The organism is Sphaerotilus sp. (assembly GCF_013299175.1).
Lineage (GTDB): Bacteria > Pseudomonadota > Gammaproteobacteria > Burkholderiales > Burkholderiaceae_C > Sphaerotilus.
The window spans coordinates 15280-30817 of sequence record NZ_JAAFKF010000042.1 but is presented as its reverse complement, the minus strand read 5'-3'; the positions used below and the strand labels follow the sequence as shown (position 1 = coordinate 30817).

Annotated in this window: 16 protein-coding genes; 9 read left to right on the top strand and 7 right to left on the bottom strand. The window is 64.3% G+C overall.

The features are described 5' to 3' along the window. The coding region (gene fliE, locus QZW52_RS09385; RefSeq protein ID WP_293997769.1) for a flagellar hook-basal body complex protein FliE at positions 1-159 on the top strand (159 nt) is incomplete at its 5' end. 96 nt (positions 160-255) lie between these two features. Here the strand turns inward: fliE and QZW52_RS09380 are convergent. The 7 genes from QZW52_RS09380 to QZW52_RS09350 form a co-directional block, all read right to left on the bottom strand. Beyond that, entirely contained in the window at positions 256-1017 is a 762-nt protein-coding gene (locus tag QZW52_RS09380) for a flagellar brake protein (RefSeq protein WP_293997767.1), read from the bottom strand. A gap of 19 nt (positions 1018-1036) precedes the next feature. Further along, positions 1037-1384, bottom strand: a complete 348-nt coding sequence (locus tag QZW52_RS09375) for a flagellar protein FliT (protein WP_293997765.1) — start codon at positions 1382-1384, stop codon at positions 1037-1039. A gap of 55 nt (positions 1385-1439) precedes the next feature. Beyond that, a complete protein-coding gene (gene fliS / locus QZW52_RS09370; RefSeq protein ID WP_293997763.1) occupies positions 1440-1877 on the bottom strand; it encodes a flagellar export chaperone FliS in 438 nt (145 codons plus the stop codon). A gap of 108 nt (positions 1878-1985) precedes the next feature. After that, positions 1986-4013 carry an O-linked N-acetylglucosamine transferase, SPINDLY family protein gene (locus QZW52_RS09365; protein WP_293997762.1) on the bottom strand — a complete coding sequence of 676 codons (2028 nt, stop codon included), beginning with the start codon at positions 4011-4013 and terminating at the stop codon, positions 1986-1988. Between the two features lie 118 nt (positions 4014-4131). Continuing rightward, positions 4132-5586, bottom strand: coding sequence for a flagellar filament capping protein FliD (gene fliD / locus QZW52_RS09360; protein WP_293997761.1), 1455 nt, complete (start codon positions 5584-5586; stop codon positions 4132-4134). Positions 5587-5713: 127 nt separating this feature from the next. Continuing rightward, a complete protein-coding gene (locus QZW52_RS09355; RefSeq protein ID WP_293997760.1) occupies positions 5714-6553 on the bottom strand; it encodes a flagellin N-terminal helical domain-containing protein in 840 nt (279 codons plus the stop codon). A 177-nt stretch (positions 6554-6730) separates the two neighbouring features. Then, on the bottom strand, positions 6731-7546 hold the full coding sequence (locus QZW52_RS09350; RefSeq protein ID WP_363226431.1) for a flagellin N-terminal helical domain-containing protein: 816 nt from the start codon (positions 7544-7546) through the stop codon (positions 6731-6733). A 289-nt stretch (positions 7547-7835) separates the two neighbouring features. Between QZW52_RS09350 and QZW52_RS09345 the strand changes: the two genes are divergently transcribed. The 8 genes from QZW52_RS09345 to motB all read left to right on the top strand — a co-directional run bounded on the left by QZW52_RS09345 (position 7836) and on the right by motB (position 15495). Continuing rightward, positions 7836-9110, top strand: a complete 1275-nt coding sequence (locus QZW52_RS09345) for a hypothetical protein (RefSeq protein WP_293997758.1) — start codon at positions 7836-7838, stop codon at positions 9108-9110. A gap of 195 nt (positions 9111-9305) precedes the next feature. After that, positions 9306-9629, top strand: coding sequence for a flagellar transcriptional regulator FlhD (flhD, locus tag QZW52_RS09340; protein ID WP_293997757.1), 324 nt, complete (start codon positions 9306-9308; stop codon positions 9627-9629). Positions 9630-9648: 19 nt separating this feature from the next. Further along, positions 9649-10185, top strand: a complete 537-nt coding sequence (flhC, locus tag QZW52_RS09335; RefSeq protein WP_293997756.1) for a flagellar transcriptional regulator FlhC — start codon at positions 9649-9651, stop codon at positions 10183-10185. A 238-nt stretch (positions 10186-10423) separates the two neighbouring features. Beyond that, positions 10424-11185 (top strand): TylF/MycF family methyltransferase, encoded by a 762-nt coding sequence (locus tag QZW52_RS09330; protein ID WP_293997755.1) that lies wholly within the window; start codon positions 10424-10426, stop codon positions 11183-11185. Positions 11186-11257: 72 nt separating this feature from the next. After that, the gene (locus QZW52_RS09325; protein WP_293997754.1) at positions 11258-12790 is read left to right on the top strand and encodes a class I SAM-dependent methyltransferase; all 1533 of its coding nucleotides are present in this window, start codon (positions 11258-11260) and stop codon (positions 12788-12790) included. Positions 12791-12833: 43 nt separating this feature from the next. Continuing rightward, a complete protein-coding gene (locus QZW52_RS09320; protein WP_293997753.1) occupies positions 12834-13598 on the top strand; it encodes a class I SAM-dependent methyltransferase in 765 nt (254 codons plus the stop codon). A gap of 82 nt (positions 13599-13680) precedes the next feature. Next, on the top strand, positions 13681-14538 hold the full coding sequence (gene motA, locus QZW52_RS09315) for a flagellar motor stator protein MotA (protein WP_293997752.1): 858 nt from the start codon (positions 13681-13683) through the stop codon (positions 14536-14538). A 15-nt stretch (positions 14539-14553) separates the two neighbouring features. After that, positions 14554-15495 (top strand): flagellar motor protein MotB, encoded by a 942-nt coding sequence (gene motB / locus QZW52_RS09310; RefSeq protein ID WP_293997751.1) that lies wholly within the window; start codon positions 14554-14556, stop codon positions 15493-15495. Positions 15496-15538: the final 43 nt, after the last annotated feature.

Here is a 15538-nt window from a genome sequence, read left to right as displayed (position 1 = left end):
CAGGCATTGCAGCGCGAGGTGTCACTCGACAACCCCAAGGTCAGCCTGGAAGAGACGATGGTCGCGATGCAGCGGTCCAACATCGGTTTTCAGGCCACGCTGCAGGTCCGCAACCGGCTGGTGCAGGCGTACAGCGATGTGATGAACATGCAGGTCTGACCCCCGGCATGGATCCAGCAAGAAGCCCCCGGGATCTGCACGATTCCGAGGGCTTCTAGCTTTCTTGCTTTCCTGCTTTCTTGCTGGGCGAGGGACTCAAAGCGTCAACAGACGGTGTCGCTTTTGCGTGTGGTCCAGGTAGTGCTGCAGGCCCCGCTGGGCCGACATTCCCAGATCGGCCAGCTCGCAGCCGATGCGGCGGTAGCGGGTCGGCGCTGGACTGACCTCCGAGACATGCATCACCCGCAGCGTCACGCGCAGCCGGGTGCCCGCGTCCAGCTCGATGGTCACATCGGGCAGCACCTGCCCCGGACGGAACAGGTCCAGCTCCTCGTTGAGCATCAGTGCCACGCCGGTGTGGCTGATGTCGAGGATGCGCAGGTTGATCTGGCGGCGTGCCAGGTCCGGGTGGGTCAGCACCGCGTGCGGTTGCGCCCGGCCGGCGGGACGCACCCGGAACGCCTGGCGGCGCTGGAACCGGTGGACTTCACGCGGATACTGGGCGTTGAAGGCGCTGGCGCTGCGCCCATGCACCAGCACGAGATCCTGCACGTCGAACTGCACCTTGACGCTGTCGAGGTAGCCCGTGGCCACCACTTCGTGCAACTCGGTCATGCGCTGCACGGCGGGATTGCGCGGATCGGCCGCGAACACCAGCACGCCGCGCTGCGGGTCTTCCGCCCAGAGCGAGGTCGCGTAGTGGACACCGTCGGGCGTGGTCAGCGAGAGCGGCACATCACCCTCGACAAACTGCTTGAGCAAGGCGCGGATCTCGACCAGCGAGCGCACGCGGTGCTCGGTGGTCTCGGCGGCAGGCTCGCCCGTGGCGGCCGCTGGAGGAGACATCGGGGTGGTCATGCGGATGGCTCCTGCCCGCTCAGTGGAGGATGTTGCGGGGCGGGCCGGCCAACATGCTGTCCAGGTCTTCCAGCCAGGGTTCGGCCAGCATACGCACCTCGGCATCGTTGAGGAGGATGCGCTGCATGATGCGGGACTTGACCTGCACCTCTTCACTGGGCAACCGGTCCTGGCCGGCCGCATGCTTGAGCTGCGAGATCAGCACGGCGCAAGCCCCTTCCAGCTTGACGACACGGTCCCAGTTGCCCACGCGGGCGGCCTCCAGCATGTCGAGGCTGGCTTGCTCGATGGCCTCGTAGTACTGCAGCAAGGCACTCTTGTGCGGCGAGGAACTGTGCTGTGTTCGGGCGGTAGCGGCTTTGGACATGTTGGACCCAGTGTGTAACTTCAATACCAGGGGTGGGACGGCCGATCGCCCGCGATCAGGCCGGCACCCGACTGGAAACCTGTGCCCCGATGGATTCCCAGGCATCCCGGACGGGGCGGATCAGACGCTCGACTTCGTCGAGCGCGGAGGGGTCGTTCCGCAGATTGCCCCTGGTCAACTGCACCACGGCGTAGCTGTACAGGTTGCGCAGATTCAGCGCGATCTCGCCGCCGGACTCCATGTCGAGTGCCGCCAGGAGGCCCTCGTCCAGAATGCGTACCGCACGCCCGATCTGGGCGCATTTCAGATCAATCGAACCGGCAGCCATCGCCGCCCGCGCCCGTCCCACCGATTCGAGCAGACCGTCGTACAGCATCAGCACCAGGTGGTGTGGCGAGGCGGACGCAACCCCGGTCTCCATACCGATCTGTCGGTAGGCATTGGCGAAATGCTGCGGACGATTGAGAAGTGTGGGCACGGCGCTGTTGAACATGCGATGGGTTCAGTTGGATTCTGTTGGGGACGGTTTGGCGACGGCAGGCAGAGGTGTGGCGGGCAGTGCGTGTTTGACTTATCGTCCGCGCGATGCCGTGACTTGAGATCAGATAACGGCATCGGCAGCATCTGTCTCTGCGGTCTCTGCCGCCAATGGCGCAGGCGGCAGGCCGGCATCCTGGCGCTGCACCATGCGCAGCAGCAGCCGCCCGAAGTCGGCGGCGAACCGCCGGCCGTCGAACAAGGCGGAATGCAGCCGGCCCTGTTCGATCTTCGCTTTCAGGGCACGGAACGCAGCCGGATCTCGGGCCAGCGTGGTGGCCGACCGCATGTACGACTCGATGTCCCGGCACGCCAGCTCGGGCACCCCCAAGGCGTGCAGCAGACTGCCGGCCACCCGCGACGCGAAGCTCTCGCCCAGGAGCGCCAGCACGGGCACCCCCGCCCACAGCGCGTCGCTGGCCGTGGTGTGGCCCCCGCAGGGAAAGGTGTCCAGACACAGATCGGCCAGCGGCAGGCGGGCGCGGTGCAGCTCCGGCACCAGGAACGGCGCGAAGACCAGCCGCTGCGGATCGACCCCGTGGCGCCGTGCGGACGCCTGCAGGCGCAGACGGGTCGGCTCCTGCTCGACGAGCAGCCACAGCACGGCGCCGGGCGTCTCCCGCAGGATGCAGCACCAGGCCTCGAACACCTCGGGCACGATCTTGTAGGGCATGTTGAACCCCGCGAACACGAACGCGTCTTCCGGCAGACCGCACTGCTGGCGGGTCGCCACCGGCGGGCGGGTGCGGGTGCTGTCGTTGGGCTGGTAGCAGTGCGGCATCTGGGCGATGCATTCCGTGTAGGACGGCTGCGCCTCCAGCGGGGTGAGCACCGCGTCCCCGACCACGTAGTCCAGGCAATCCGCACCGGTCGTGCCCGGATAGCCCAGCCAGGACACCTGCAGCGGCGCCGGTCGGTGGACGAGCACGTCCATGCGTGCGCCGAGCGTGTAGCCCTTCATGTCCAGCAACACGCCGATCTCGTCGTCGCGTATCCGTGCCACCAGTTGCGGCGTGGACAGGTCGGCCGTTTCCACCCAGCAAGTGGCCGTGCGCCGCACACGGGCGCGCAGCTCGGACCGGTCCTCCTTGCCGCCCGAATAGAAATACAGCTCGAACTGGTCGCGGTCCATTCCTTCCAGACACTCGGCGATCAGGATGCTGGTGGCATGGACGTGGAAATCGCTGGAGAGCAGGCCGATGCGGATCTTGCCGTTCGGGCGGGGCACGCGCCACGTGCGCGAATGCGGCACGGGCGACAGCCCGGCACAGTGCTCGCGGTAGGTGTGCATCGCTGCCCACTGGAGGATGCCGGGGTCGTCGGTGAGGGTGATCAGCGCGAAGGGACTGCGGCCGGTGACAGGCGCCCGGCCGGAGGACTCCACTTGCCCGATGCAGTGGCGCAGGCGCTCGAAATCCCCCGCCAGCCCATCCCAGTCGCAAGCCCAGGAACTGGCATGGGCCGCACTCAGCGCCGCTCCGAAATCCAGCGGATTCGCATCCAGCAGCATCCGGTAGCACCACGCCGCCTCGACATGGCCCTCGCACTTCATCAACCCGTGCCCCAGGCCCTGCAGCGCCTGTTGACGCATCGCCACATCCGCGCCGGCCTTGCCCAGCGCGGCGGAACACTCCCGCACGGTGCCCTCGAAGTCTTGCAGCGCCAGATGGGCTTTCGCCTTCGCCAGGTGCCAGTGCCCGCTGCGCTCGACTTCTGGGTCGAGCTGCTGCAGCGCCGCGATGGCCTCGGCATGGCGGTGCGATTCCAGCAGGCAATCGGCCAGCAACTGGCAGACCTGGGCATCGCCGTGGTTCAGTCGGTACGCCCGCCCCAGGTGCTCGGCAGCCGGCCCGGCCTGGCCGAGCCGGTGGTCACACTGCGCGAGCAACAACCAGCAGAGCTGGTGGGCAGGATCGGCTTGCACAGCCCGCGCAAATTGGGCCTGTGCTGCACTCACCTGCCCCTTGCGCAGCAGCTCCCGTCCCCGCTGCTCCAGCCGCCGGGCGAGCGCAAGATCTGCGTGGTTGCGGGTAACGGGGCGCGCAGCAGGACGGGACGCGGGACGAGAAGCGGAACGGGTGGCAGCAGTCATGGTCAGGCACGGCCTCGACAGGAGAGAAAGGATCTCACCGAGTCTAGGATTGCCCCCCCTGCGGCATCGCCCGATAAGGTCCGCCTCGCCCGATAGTTCGCGCCTCGAATCGCAGGGATCAGCCGTACATCCGCTTGATCATCATCGTCACCGAGCTGCCCAGACCATTGATGCTGGACATCCGCTGGTCCAGCGCGTCATATTGCTTGCGCAGGCGTTCCTCGACAGCCTGGTAGTGCAGGTCCAGCGACCCTTGCTTGTCCGTGTTGCGCCGGAGCTGGGTCTTGAGGCTGCTGGTGCGTGTTTCCAGTGGACCATCCGTCGCCTGTGCGGCATCGGCGAACGTCCGGAACCGCTTCATGAAGCCCGTTTGTGCCGTGGTGTCACTGGCACTGCCACCACCCAGGAGTTCCTTGACCTGTGCCGGATTGGCCAATGCGGCATCGAGCTTCGTGCTGTTCAGCTCCAGGCGGCCTGTGGCATTGATCGACAAGCCGATGTCGGAGAGCCGCTTCAGCGACCCCGCACCACTGCCGGAATACTCCTCGTACAGCAGCGCCTGCATCTTGGTCTGCAGCCCCAGCGCCGTGCGGTCCGATTGCAGCTTGCCGGCCGACTTGGTCTCTGCGTCGTACTTGGTCTCGGTCTTGATCTGGTCGATCAAGCCGTTGTAGGACGTCATGAAGTCGTTGATCTTGGTCTTGAGGTCCGTGTGGTCGGCCGCCACCGACATCTCCACCGGACCCGTGGTCGTCTTGTTGAGCTTGATCGACAAGCCCTCGACCACCCCGTCGATCGTGTTCGAGGGGGACGTGACCGCGATGCCGTTGACGACCGCCCGGGCATCACGGGCGGTCTGGTTGCGCGACATGGGCGACGACAGTGCCGCCGCATCGTAGGCCAGCGCCGACAGCCCCGTGGCCGCATTGCCGTCGTCATTCGTCTCGCTGACGCCGATGCGGAAGGCATTTTCTTCACCGGTTGCGGTGGAGCGCAGCGTCAGGCGAGCGCCGGAGGTGTCGGTGACGATGCCTGCCGTCACCCCCGCGTTGGCTGCATTGATCTTGTCGCGGATCGCGCTCAGCGAGGTATCACCCGCGCCGATCGCGACCGTGAGGCTGGTGGTTCCGGATTTGGGCGTGAAGGTGCTGGCCGGGCTGCCACTGCCCCATTTGCCGATGTCGATGGTCAGCGTGCCCTCGGACAAGGTGGACGCGCTGGAGGTCTGCGCGGTGCTGCTGACCGTCTGCGCCACGGCCAATGCATCGACCTGCAGCGAATACGCACCCGCCACACCGTTTTGCCCGCTGATCGAGGTCACGGTCGCCACCGAGGTGTCGGCCAGCGTCGTGGCCGTGCGCCCCCACACCCCGGTCGTGTTGAAAGCGGCCGACTTGTCGCGCAGCGTGGCCAGTGCGCTCTGGATCTTGCCAAAGGACGAGATTTTGGCGTTGATGGACGACTCGTCTTTCTTGAGTGCGGTCAACGGCTGTTTCTCGATGCTCATCAGTTGGCTGATGATCGACGCAACGTCCAGGCCACTGCCCAGACCGGATGACGTGATGGAACCCATGGCAATACCTCCTCCAGCACCAAAGACCAATGCGCAGTCCCGGTTGAACCGGTCTGCGCACAGAAACAAGCAACACGGTGAACAGGCTGGGCGGAGAGATCCTGGGGAGCGCCCCGCCCTGGTCCGGTCAGCGCAGCAGCGTCATCACCTGCTGCGGCGCCTGGTTGGCCTGCGCCAGCATCGCGTTGCCTGCCTGCTGCAGCACCTGGGCGCGTGACAGGTTGGAGGTTTCCACCGCGAAGTCCGCGTCCATGATGCGACCGCGGGCAGCCTGCAGGTTCTCGGCCGACGTGGCCAGGTTGGCCACCACGCTCTCGAAGCGGTTCTGCACCGAACCCAGCATCGAACGGGCGGTCGTGACTTCGTCGATCGCGGTGTCGAGATTCGACATCGACGTCAGCGCACTGGCGGCCGTGGAAATCGTGGCAGCCGCACCCGAGATGGACGCGGCCATGCCGGCCCCCGTCGCGATGCTGGCCATCGTCACCGTGATGGCGTCCGTGGTGACGTTGTCCGCCCCCACCTGGAACACCATGGCACCGGCCGAGCCATTCAGCAGGGTCTTGCCGTTGAACTTGGTGCCCGAGATCACGCGGGTCACTTCAGCCGACAATGCCTGGTATTCCTGGTCCAGATTGGCGCGGTCGCTGGTGCCGTTGGTGGCGTTGGCCGACTGGACCGCCAGTTCACGCATCCGGTGCAGCGACTCGCCGATCTTGCCCAGCGCACCTTCTGCGGTCTGCGCCAGCGAAATCGCGTCATTGGCATTGCGGCCAGCGACGTTCATGCCACGCACTTGCGAGGTCATGCGTGCAGCAATCGCCAGACCAGCCGCATCGTCCTTGGCCGAGTTCACGCGCAGGCCGGTCGAGAGGCGCTGCATCGCGGTGCTGAGCGACAGGCTGGTCGTCGACAAGGCCCGCTGCGAGGTCAGCGAAGACATGTTGGTGTTGATGGTCGAGGACATGGCGTACTCCAATCGAAATCTGTTGAGCGGGCACCGCGGTGGGTGCCTTGCCGGCCTGGTGACGTGTCGTCCGGGCCGTGCTTTGGTTATCGAACTTCACCGGGAGAACTTGAGCCTGCCTGGCAAGAAAATGCACCGGGCGGCTCGGCGCTGTTCTCTGCTGGTTCGCTGTTTGTTTCAGCGCAACAAGGACAGCACCTGCTGCGGGGCCTGATTGGCCTGTGCCAGCATCGCGTTGCCCGCCTGCTGCAGCACCTGGGCACGCGACAGCCTGGAGGTTTCGGCCGCCATGTCGGCGTCCATGATCCGGCCTCGGGCAATCTGCAGACTTTCGCTGGAGGTCGCCAGATCGTCCATGACATGCTCGAAACGGTTCTGGACCGAACCCAGCACCGACCGGGCTGTCGTCACCTCGTCGATCGCGGCATCGAGGTTCGACATCGTGCTCAGGGCATAGGCGGCGGTGGAGATCGTGGCCCCCGTCCCGGAGAGGGCCACCGACATGCCGGGGCCGGCCCAGATGTTCCCCATCGTCACCGTGATGGTGTCCGCAGAGGTGTTGTCGGCTCCCACCTGGAAGGCCATGGCACTGGTCACGCCGTTCAGCAGCAGCATGCCGTTGAACCGGGTGCCCATGATCACGCGGATCACATCCTCCGACAGCGCCTTGTACTCTTCATCCAGGTTGGCGCGGTCGCCGGAACCGTTGGTCTCGTTGACCGACTGCACGGCCAGCTCGCGCATGCGGAACAGCGATTCACCGATCTTGCCGAGCGCGCCCTCTACCGTCTGCACGACGGAAATCGCGTCGTTGGCGTTGCGGCCCGCGACCTGTTTGCCGCGGGACTGCGACATCAGGCGCTCGGCAATCGCCAACCCTGCCGCATCGTCTTTGGCCGAGTTGACACGCAAGCCCGTCGAGAGGCGTTGCATCGAGACGCCGAGTTCGCTGGTGGTCGATGACAGGGCATGCTGCGCAGTGAGCGAAGACATGTTGGTTTGGGTGGTCGATGCCATGGCGAATTCCATTCGAGATCTGTTGAGCAGGCCCACGACGAGCGCCTGGTCAGCCCGGTGACATGTCGATCGGGTCGTGTTGGTTTTCGTGCATCGCGCGGGAATCTTGAGGAACAGCCACCGTAATTCCCCCCAATTTCCAGGGAACACCCCCAGCAGGCCCAGTCAATTTGTCCACTGAAGAACCTTTTAGTACCAGCCCATGCCGGTCAACCATCCCCTGAAGTGATAAAACACGGGCAGGTGGACAACGGAGACCCCTTTCATGCTGAACATCGTCGTGGCCCGTCGGGGAGAAGAGGTACGCTGGATCGACGACCTGCCCGAGCACTGCCGCGTGACGGTCTGCACCGACGATGCGTCCCACGGTGTGCCACTGGACGTGACACGCCACATCGAGCTGGTGCGGCTGCCAGGGCAGCACAGCGTCAGCGAGCTGTACCTGGCCTACCTGAAGCGGCTGGCGCACGGCAGCACCGAAGCCAGCGCCCACCCCGACCCCAGTGCGTTCACCGTGTTCTGTCCTGGCGATCCGCTGGCGGTGTGCCCGGATTTTCTGGCGCTGCTGGAGGCGCCGGCGCTGTGGGGTGACGTGCAGCCACTGACACAGGCCCAGACCACCACCCACGATCCGGTCGATGCCCAGGAGCTGACACCGGATTGGCGCACCACGCTGCCTGTCGCACCCGTGCGCTTCGATTTGCGCAGTTGGGCGCCGCTGGGCGGCTTCGACAAGACGATGTACCGGGCGCAGCAACGCTACCGCCAGTTGCACCATCTGCAGGACCACCAGCACCCAGCGGCGCATTTCTTCGCCGCTTGCCAGTTCCCCGCCTTCGCACAGGCGATCGAGGCACATGACCTGGGCTTGCGCGACAGTGGTCTGCTGTTCGCGGTGCGACAGCCGCAGCTCCACGACTGGCTGGCTGCGCACGGATCTGCCTTGCCCCAAGTGAGCGCGTGGCTGCTGCAAGACCCGTCGCATGGGCGGATCTGGGACCAGTTCTGGCTGCACCTGTTCGGCGCTCCCCTCGTCCGCGTCGAAGCCCTGTCGCCACCCACCATGGTGTTCGGCGATGCGGACACGGGCGATGCCGGTGACGAGGAGCTGGAAGACTTTTCGCTCAGCCGGGCGCTCGCCACGATCGACGACACGCTGGCACGCCTGGCCCCCCCGCCACTGGCCCAGCGCAGCCAGCAGCCCTCTGCGCTGCAGGTGGCACGCGCGGTCGCAGCGGCACAAGCGCGGCGCACCACCCCCTCTCCCCAGGCACGGCAGGCGCTCCAGGAGCTGTCCGACCGCGCCGCACAGGCGTTCCGGATGGGTGATCTGCAGTACGCCGTGTCCTGCGCACGGCTGGCGCTGCAGCAGGACACCAGCCACACCGCGAGCCGCTTCACCCTGGCGATGGCGCTGGCGGCGCAAGGCCACCGCGACGAGGCGGTGGAGCAATTCGAGTGGATGCTCCAGGCCGATGTCTGGGTCGCAGGGCCGACACGCGTGCCAGACCGCACGGCAGCGATCACCCGCACCCAGTGATGCGTGCAAACGTGCCATCCGAGGATGACACGCTGTAGGAATTTGCCTGACACGCTACAAGAAGTTCGGAGACTCCAGGCACGGAAGAGGGCTGATGTTCCCGCCCAGTTCAAGTCATCAGAATCGACTCCATCGACAACGCCTCGCCAGCCTCACCCAGGCAGCGAAGCCCACCCAGACCGACAGGAGCCCGACATGAACACCGAACAGATCCTCTCCGAAATCCGCGAAGCCAATCTGTCGTACATGATGCTGGCGCAGAGCCTGATCCGCGCCGACCGCGAGCAGGCGCTGTTCCGCCTGGGTGTCTCGGAAGAGACCGCCGCCATCCTGGAGACCCTGTCGCCAGCGCAGATGCTCAAGATCGCCGCGGGCAACACGCTGCTGTGCCGGATGCGCGTCGATGACGATCTGGTCTGGAGCCTGCTGACCAACCACGGCAAGAGCGCCGCCAACGACGGTGTCTCCCGTCTGCACGCCAGCATCCTGATGGCCGGCCGCCACCAGGAAGCCGCCTGAACAGCACCAGGAGCCGACCATGAAGTGCAAGAGCATCCTGACCGAAGCCCGACAGATCGAACGCGCGGTCACGCTGATCAAGCTGGGCGCCCGCCTGCAGGTGCTGGAGTCGGAGACCGACCTGTCCTACGAGCGCCTGCTGCGCCTGTACAAGGAAGTCGCCGGCAAGTCGCCCAGCAAGGGCCAACTGCCCTTCTCGACCGACTGGTTCATGACGTGGCAGCCCAACATCCACGCCTCGCTGTTCCTCAACACCCATGAGTACCTGAACAAGGTGGCCGAACTCGAAGAGATCGACACCGTGATCAAGGCGTACCAGCTCTATCTGGAGCAGACCCAGGCACAGAATCTGGAGCCGCTGCTGTCCGTCACCCGTGCCTGGCGCCTGGTGAAGTTCGTGGACAACGGCATGCTCACGATGACGAAATGCTCCAAGTGCGGCGGCCACTTCGTCACCCATCCGCACGAGATTGCCAAGCACTTCGTCTGCGGCCTGTGCAACCCGCCGGCCCGCGCCGGCAAGGGCAAGGCCAGCGGCTCGCTGCAACTGCACTGATCCGCGGCGGGCGGTGTCCTGTCCATGATGTTCTCCTGAGTCCCCAACACCACTCCCGGTGTTTTGAATGGACCTTGTGCCTGGCACAAGGTCCTTTTTTTGTGCCCATGCACAACCATGGCCCATCCAAGGAGAACCGCAAGCAAAACCCCGGCTTTTTTGAAAAATCCCCCGCAACCAGTACCCGATGATGTAGACCACCCGTCAACAGCCGCGCACCGGAACCTGGACCAAGACCATGAGTAATTTTGCAACCCTCGCCACAATGCACTTGGATCTCATGGAAAAGGTTCTTCTGGGACTGATCTATGAAGATCCGCCCATTGACCAGTGGTCAGATGGAAAATTCTCCCCCCATCTCAGGGAAAATGGACTGGACTGGCCCGCCAAAGCACACACCATGATTGGCATGGCGCGGCTGAAAAATATCCGCGAGCTGGCCAGCCGTGTCATAGGCGATGAAATACCGGGAGACTTCATCGAGACGGGTGTGTGGCGAGGAGGTGCCTGCATCTACATGCGGTCCATCCTGAAAATACTCGGCATCACCGATCGAAAAATATGGGTCGCCGATTCATTCGAGGGTTTGCCAAAACCAGAATCGGAACCGGACAGGTATCTGAACCAGGATCTTGACGACCTGCACCACACCTACAAGGAACTGTCGGTTTCCTTGGAGCAGGTCAAAGAGAATTTCTCGAAATACAACCTGCTGGATGAGCAGGTTGTATTCCTGAAGGGCTGGTTCAAGGACACGCTGCCCACCGCGCCCATAGAGAAAATAGCCCTCCTGCGGCTTGACGGCGACATGTACTCGTCCACCATGGATGCCTTGCTTGCGCTGGGACACAAGGTCAGCAAAGGCGGATACATCATCGTGGACGATTTCGGAGTCATCGAAGGCTGCCGCAAAGCCATCCACGAATACCGGAAATCCAACCACATCACCTCTCAAATCTACAACATCGACGGTGTCGGGGCCTATTGGAAAGTGACTTGACGGCGCACAGCCATTTTCAATTTTCCATCTACCCTCTGCCCATATCAACACCCATCGCCACCAGCAAAAGCCATGTCCAAGCCCGACTTCAACATTTGCATCATGCAGCCTTCTGGCTACATCCATTCCTTGGGTCTGCTGGACCCGGCCAGGTATTTCAGGCATCAACTGAGACAACTGGGTGCCCATGTTTCGTTGTCGAAAAACAGGCTGCGGCACGGCGCCATCAACCTGGTCTTCGGCGCCCACCTCGGCTTCGATCCGGCGCAGCGGCAGCGCCACACCTGCATCTTCATCAACCTCGAACAACTGGGGGCTGGGGGCGCCAGCATCCCGGCAAACTACTTGTCGCTGCTGGGCAGTTCTGCGGTCATTGACTACGCGCACGACAATATTTCCGCGTACACGAAATACCCGGAAGATGTCCCCATCGCACACTTCGTGAATGCACCATACCTGGCGCACGAAGGCGACCAGGCAGCCATCCCGATCGAAGACCGCCCCATCGACTTGCTCTTTTTCGGTTCGATGAACGAACGCAGAAAAAAAATCATCCAGCGCATCGAGGCGCAAGGGATTTCGGTGAGCGTGTTCGATCAGCCGATCTATTGCGCCGAACGGGACCACTACATTCGACAAGCCAAGGCCGTGCTGAACTGCCATTTCTATGCGTCCAGCCGTTTCGAACAGGTGAGGATCTCGCACTGCCTGAGCCTCGGAACCCCCGTCATCTCGGAAAGAAACCCCAACACCCGCCCTGCCCCCTTCTACGAAGATGCTGTCACCTGGTTCTCCGACACCGAACTGGAGGGCTTTTTCTCCAGCAAGTTCGGGACACCCGAGTGGCAGCAGCAGGCACAGGCCCAACTGACCCACTTCCAGCGGCTGGATGCCACCGAAAATTTTTCTGACATCCTGGATTTTTCCATTGGCTACCACCAGGAGCATGCCAAGCATGTCACCGCAGGCCCCTGGCGACCGGTCAGGATGAATCTGGGGTCCGGCAAGGACTACAAGCCTGGGTGGTTGAACGTGGACATTCTGGAACGTGCCGAACCCGACGTGGTCATGGACCTGAGCCAGCCCCTGCAGCTCCCCCTGGACATACCAAGCCGCACCTGCGGGCGGGTGCATCTGAGTTCTGGACAATTCGAGACCATTTATGCCAACAACGTGCTGGAGCACGTTCCCGATCTGACCGGACTCATGACCCAATGCCTGGACCTGCTGGCAGAAGGCGGCAAGTTCGAGATCGAGGTACCTTACGAACGCGCGTTGACCGCCTGGCAAGACCCGACACACATCCGGGCACTCAATGAAAACTCCTGGATCTACTACACCCAGTGGTTCTGGTATCTCGGCTGGTTCGACCACCGATTCGACATCGCGCAATCCTGCTACCTGGATACCCAGTTGAATCCTTGCCTGCAGGAAAAAGCAGCGTTCATGCGCGTCACCCTCCAGAAGATTGCCACGACACCACACGAGCGCACCATCGCCCGCACCATGCAAGCCAACTGGATCGTCCCCGATGATGAAATCCCACGCACTCAAGCCAGCGCCCAGATGGCGGAAGAAATGGTCGAACTCGATCCACGCGGATAAGCCGACTCTGGCGGCCGGGATTGGCAAATCCGACCACTGGCCGTTGCCGGCGCTGCTGGCGTGGTGCCTGATCTGGGGGCAATGGGCCGGATTGACCTCGCTGGGGATGTCCGGCGGCACGGCCCTTGGCTGCGCGTCGGTGACAGGCATGGGCCTGGCGCTGATCGCCCGGTCACGCTGGCGCCGCTTGATGGTCGCCGCGGGCTTCCCGCTGTCGTTCGCGCTCAGCGGACTGGCCAGCGGCTGGTCTGCGGTGTGGTGGCTGCTGCCGCTGGCGGGACTGGCCTTGGCATACCCGGTGCGGACCTGGTCGGATGCACCGCTGTTCCCGACCGGCGCCACTGCGCTGGATGGACTGGCCGATTTGATCCGGCTGCCCGCCAATGCCCGCGTGCTGGATGCCGGTTGTGGCCTTGGCCACGGCTTGCAAGCGTTGCGCAGGGCGTGGCCCCAGGCGCGGCTGGAGGGCATCGAGTGGAGCCGCCCCTGGCGACAGATTGCGGCCCTGCGCTGCCCATGGGCCACGGTCCGCCATGGCGACATGTGGGCCGAATCCTGGGCGGGACACGATCTGGTCTATCTGTTCCAGCGGCCGGAGAGCATGCGCCGGGCCGTCGAAAAGGCCCAGCGCGACATGCGTCCCGGCACTTGGCTGGTCAGCCTGGAGTTCGAGGCACAAGGGCTGCGTCCACACGCCCGTCTGCAGCACCCTGGCCAGCGCCCGGTGTGGATCTACGTGATCCGTGAAGCCCACCCTGCTCAGGGACACCACCCGCACAGCCACCACTCAAGTGTCCAGTGCTCCTGACCGATATGCAAATCACGGCGCTGGTCGCGGGCCTCACCGCAGCCACAACGCCCCATGAAGTCATCTGAGGAAAAGGTCTCTCATGTTCGTCATCATCGGCTGGGCGGTGGCCATCGGCTGCATCTTCGGCGTCTACGCCATGCACGGCGGCAACATGGGCGTGATCATCCACGCCCTGCCCTTCGAGATGCTCACGATCTTCGGCGGCGCACTCGGTGCCTTCGTGGTCAACAACCAGATGAAGGTGCTCAAGGCGGCGGGCAGGGGCCTGGCCGGCTGCTTCAAGGCATCGAAGCACTCGAAGGCGCGGGCGATGGAGCTGCTGGCCATGATGTTCGAGATCCTGCAGAAGACCCGCAAGGAAGGGTTGATGTCGATCGAAAAGGACATCGAAGACCCGCACGCCTCGGCCCTGTTCCAGAAATTCCCCGTCGTCGGCAACGACCACCACGTCACCGAGTTCGTCTGCGACTACCTGCGCATGATGGTCTCGGGCAACCTCAACGCCCACGAGATCGAGTCCCTGATGGACACCGAACTCGACACCCACCACCACGAGGCGCACGGCGCATCGGCGGCCATCGCCCGGCTGGCTGGTGCCTTGCCCGCCTTCGGCATCGTGGCGGCCGTGCTGGGCGTGGTGAACACCATGGGCTCGGTGGGCCAGCCGCCGGCGGTACTGGGCGGGATGATCGGCTCGGCGCTGGTCGGCACGTTCCTGGGCATCCTGCTGGCCTACGGCTTCGCCGAGCCGCTGGCCGGCCTGATGGAGCAGAAGAACGACGAGGACAGCAAGGAGCTGCAGTGCGTCAAGACCGTGCTGCTGGCCTCGATGCAGGGCTACGCGCCGCAGATCGCCATCGAGTTCGGCCGCAAGGTGCTGTATTCGACCGAGCGCCCGACCTTCAACGAGCTGGAACAGCACGTCAAGAAGAAGTGACCGCAGGAGACCCCCATGGCCGGTGACGCCAAGAAACTGCAACCCATCATCGTCAAGAAGATCAAGAAGGGCGGCCACGGCGCACATGGTGGTGCCTGGAAGATCGCCTATGCCGACTTCGTGACGGCGATGATGGCCTTCTTCCTGCTGATGTGGCTGCTCGGCTCCACGTCGGAAGGCGACAAGAAGGGCCTCCAGGACTACTTCCAGTCGCCGCTGCGGGTGGCGATGATGGGGGGCGGCTCGGGTTCAGGCGACTCGTCCTCGGTCCTGCGCGGCGGTGGACAGGACATCACCCGCACCGGCGGTCAGGTGAAAAAAGGCGACATCGAGGCCGAACGCAAGACCTACCAGCTCCAGGCCCTCAAGGCCAGCCAGGCCACGGCCGAGAAGCAGCGCCTCGAAAGCCTGCGCGACCGCGTCAAGGAGGTGGTGTCGAACCTGCCCGCGCTGTCGGCCTTCAAGTCGCAGATCCGCCTGGACATGACCCGCGACGGACTGCGCATCCAGATCGTGGACGAGCAGAACCGCCCCATGTTCGACAGCGGACTGGACCAGGTGAAGCCGTACATGCGCGACATCCTGCGCGCCATCGGCAGCGTGCTGGCCGAGGTGCCCAACAAGCTCACGCTCGAAGGCCACACCGACGCCCTGCCCTTCTCCGGCGGTGTGGGCGGCTACAGCAACTGGGAGCTGTCGAGCAACCGGGCCAACGCCTCCCGCCGCGAACTCATCGCGGGCGGACTGAAGGACGAGCGGGTGCTGCGCGTGCAGGGTCTGGCCTCCAGCGTGCCCTTTGACAAGCACGACCCGCGCAATCCCGTGAACCGCCGCATCAGCATCATCGTCATGACCCGAGAAGCCGAGGAACGGTTCTTCGAGAGTGGCGACGCCATGACCGTCAATGCCATCCCTGCCGAAGGCACTGCCTCAAGTCCGCTGGTACCCGCCCGATAAACCCCTACACGGCCCCACCATGGCCCCACCCTGCAGAAGGATT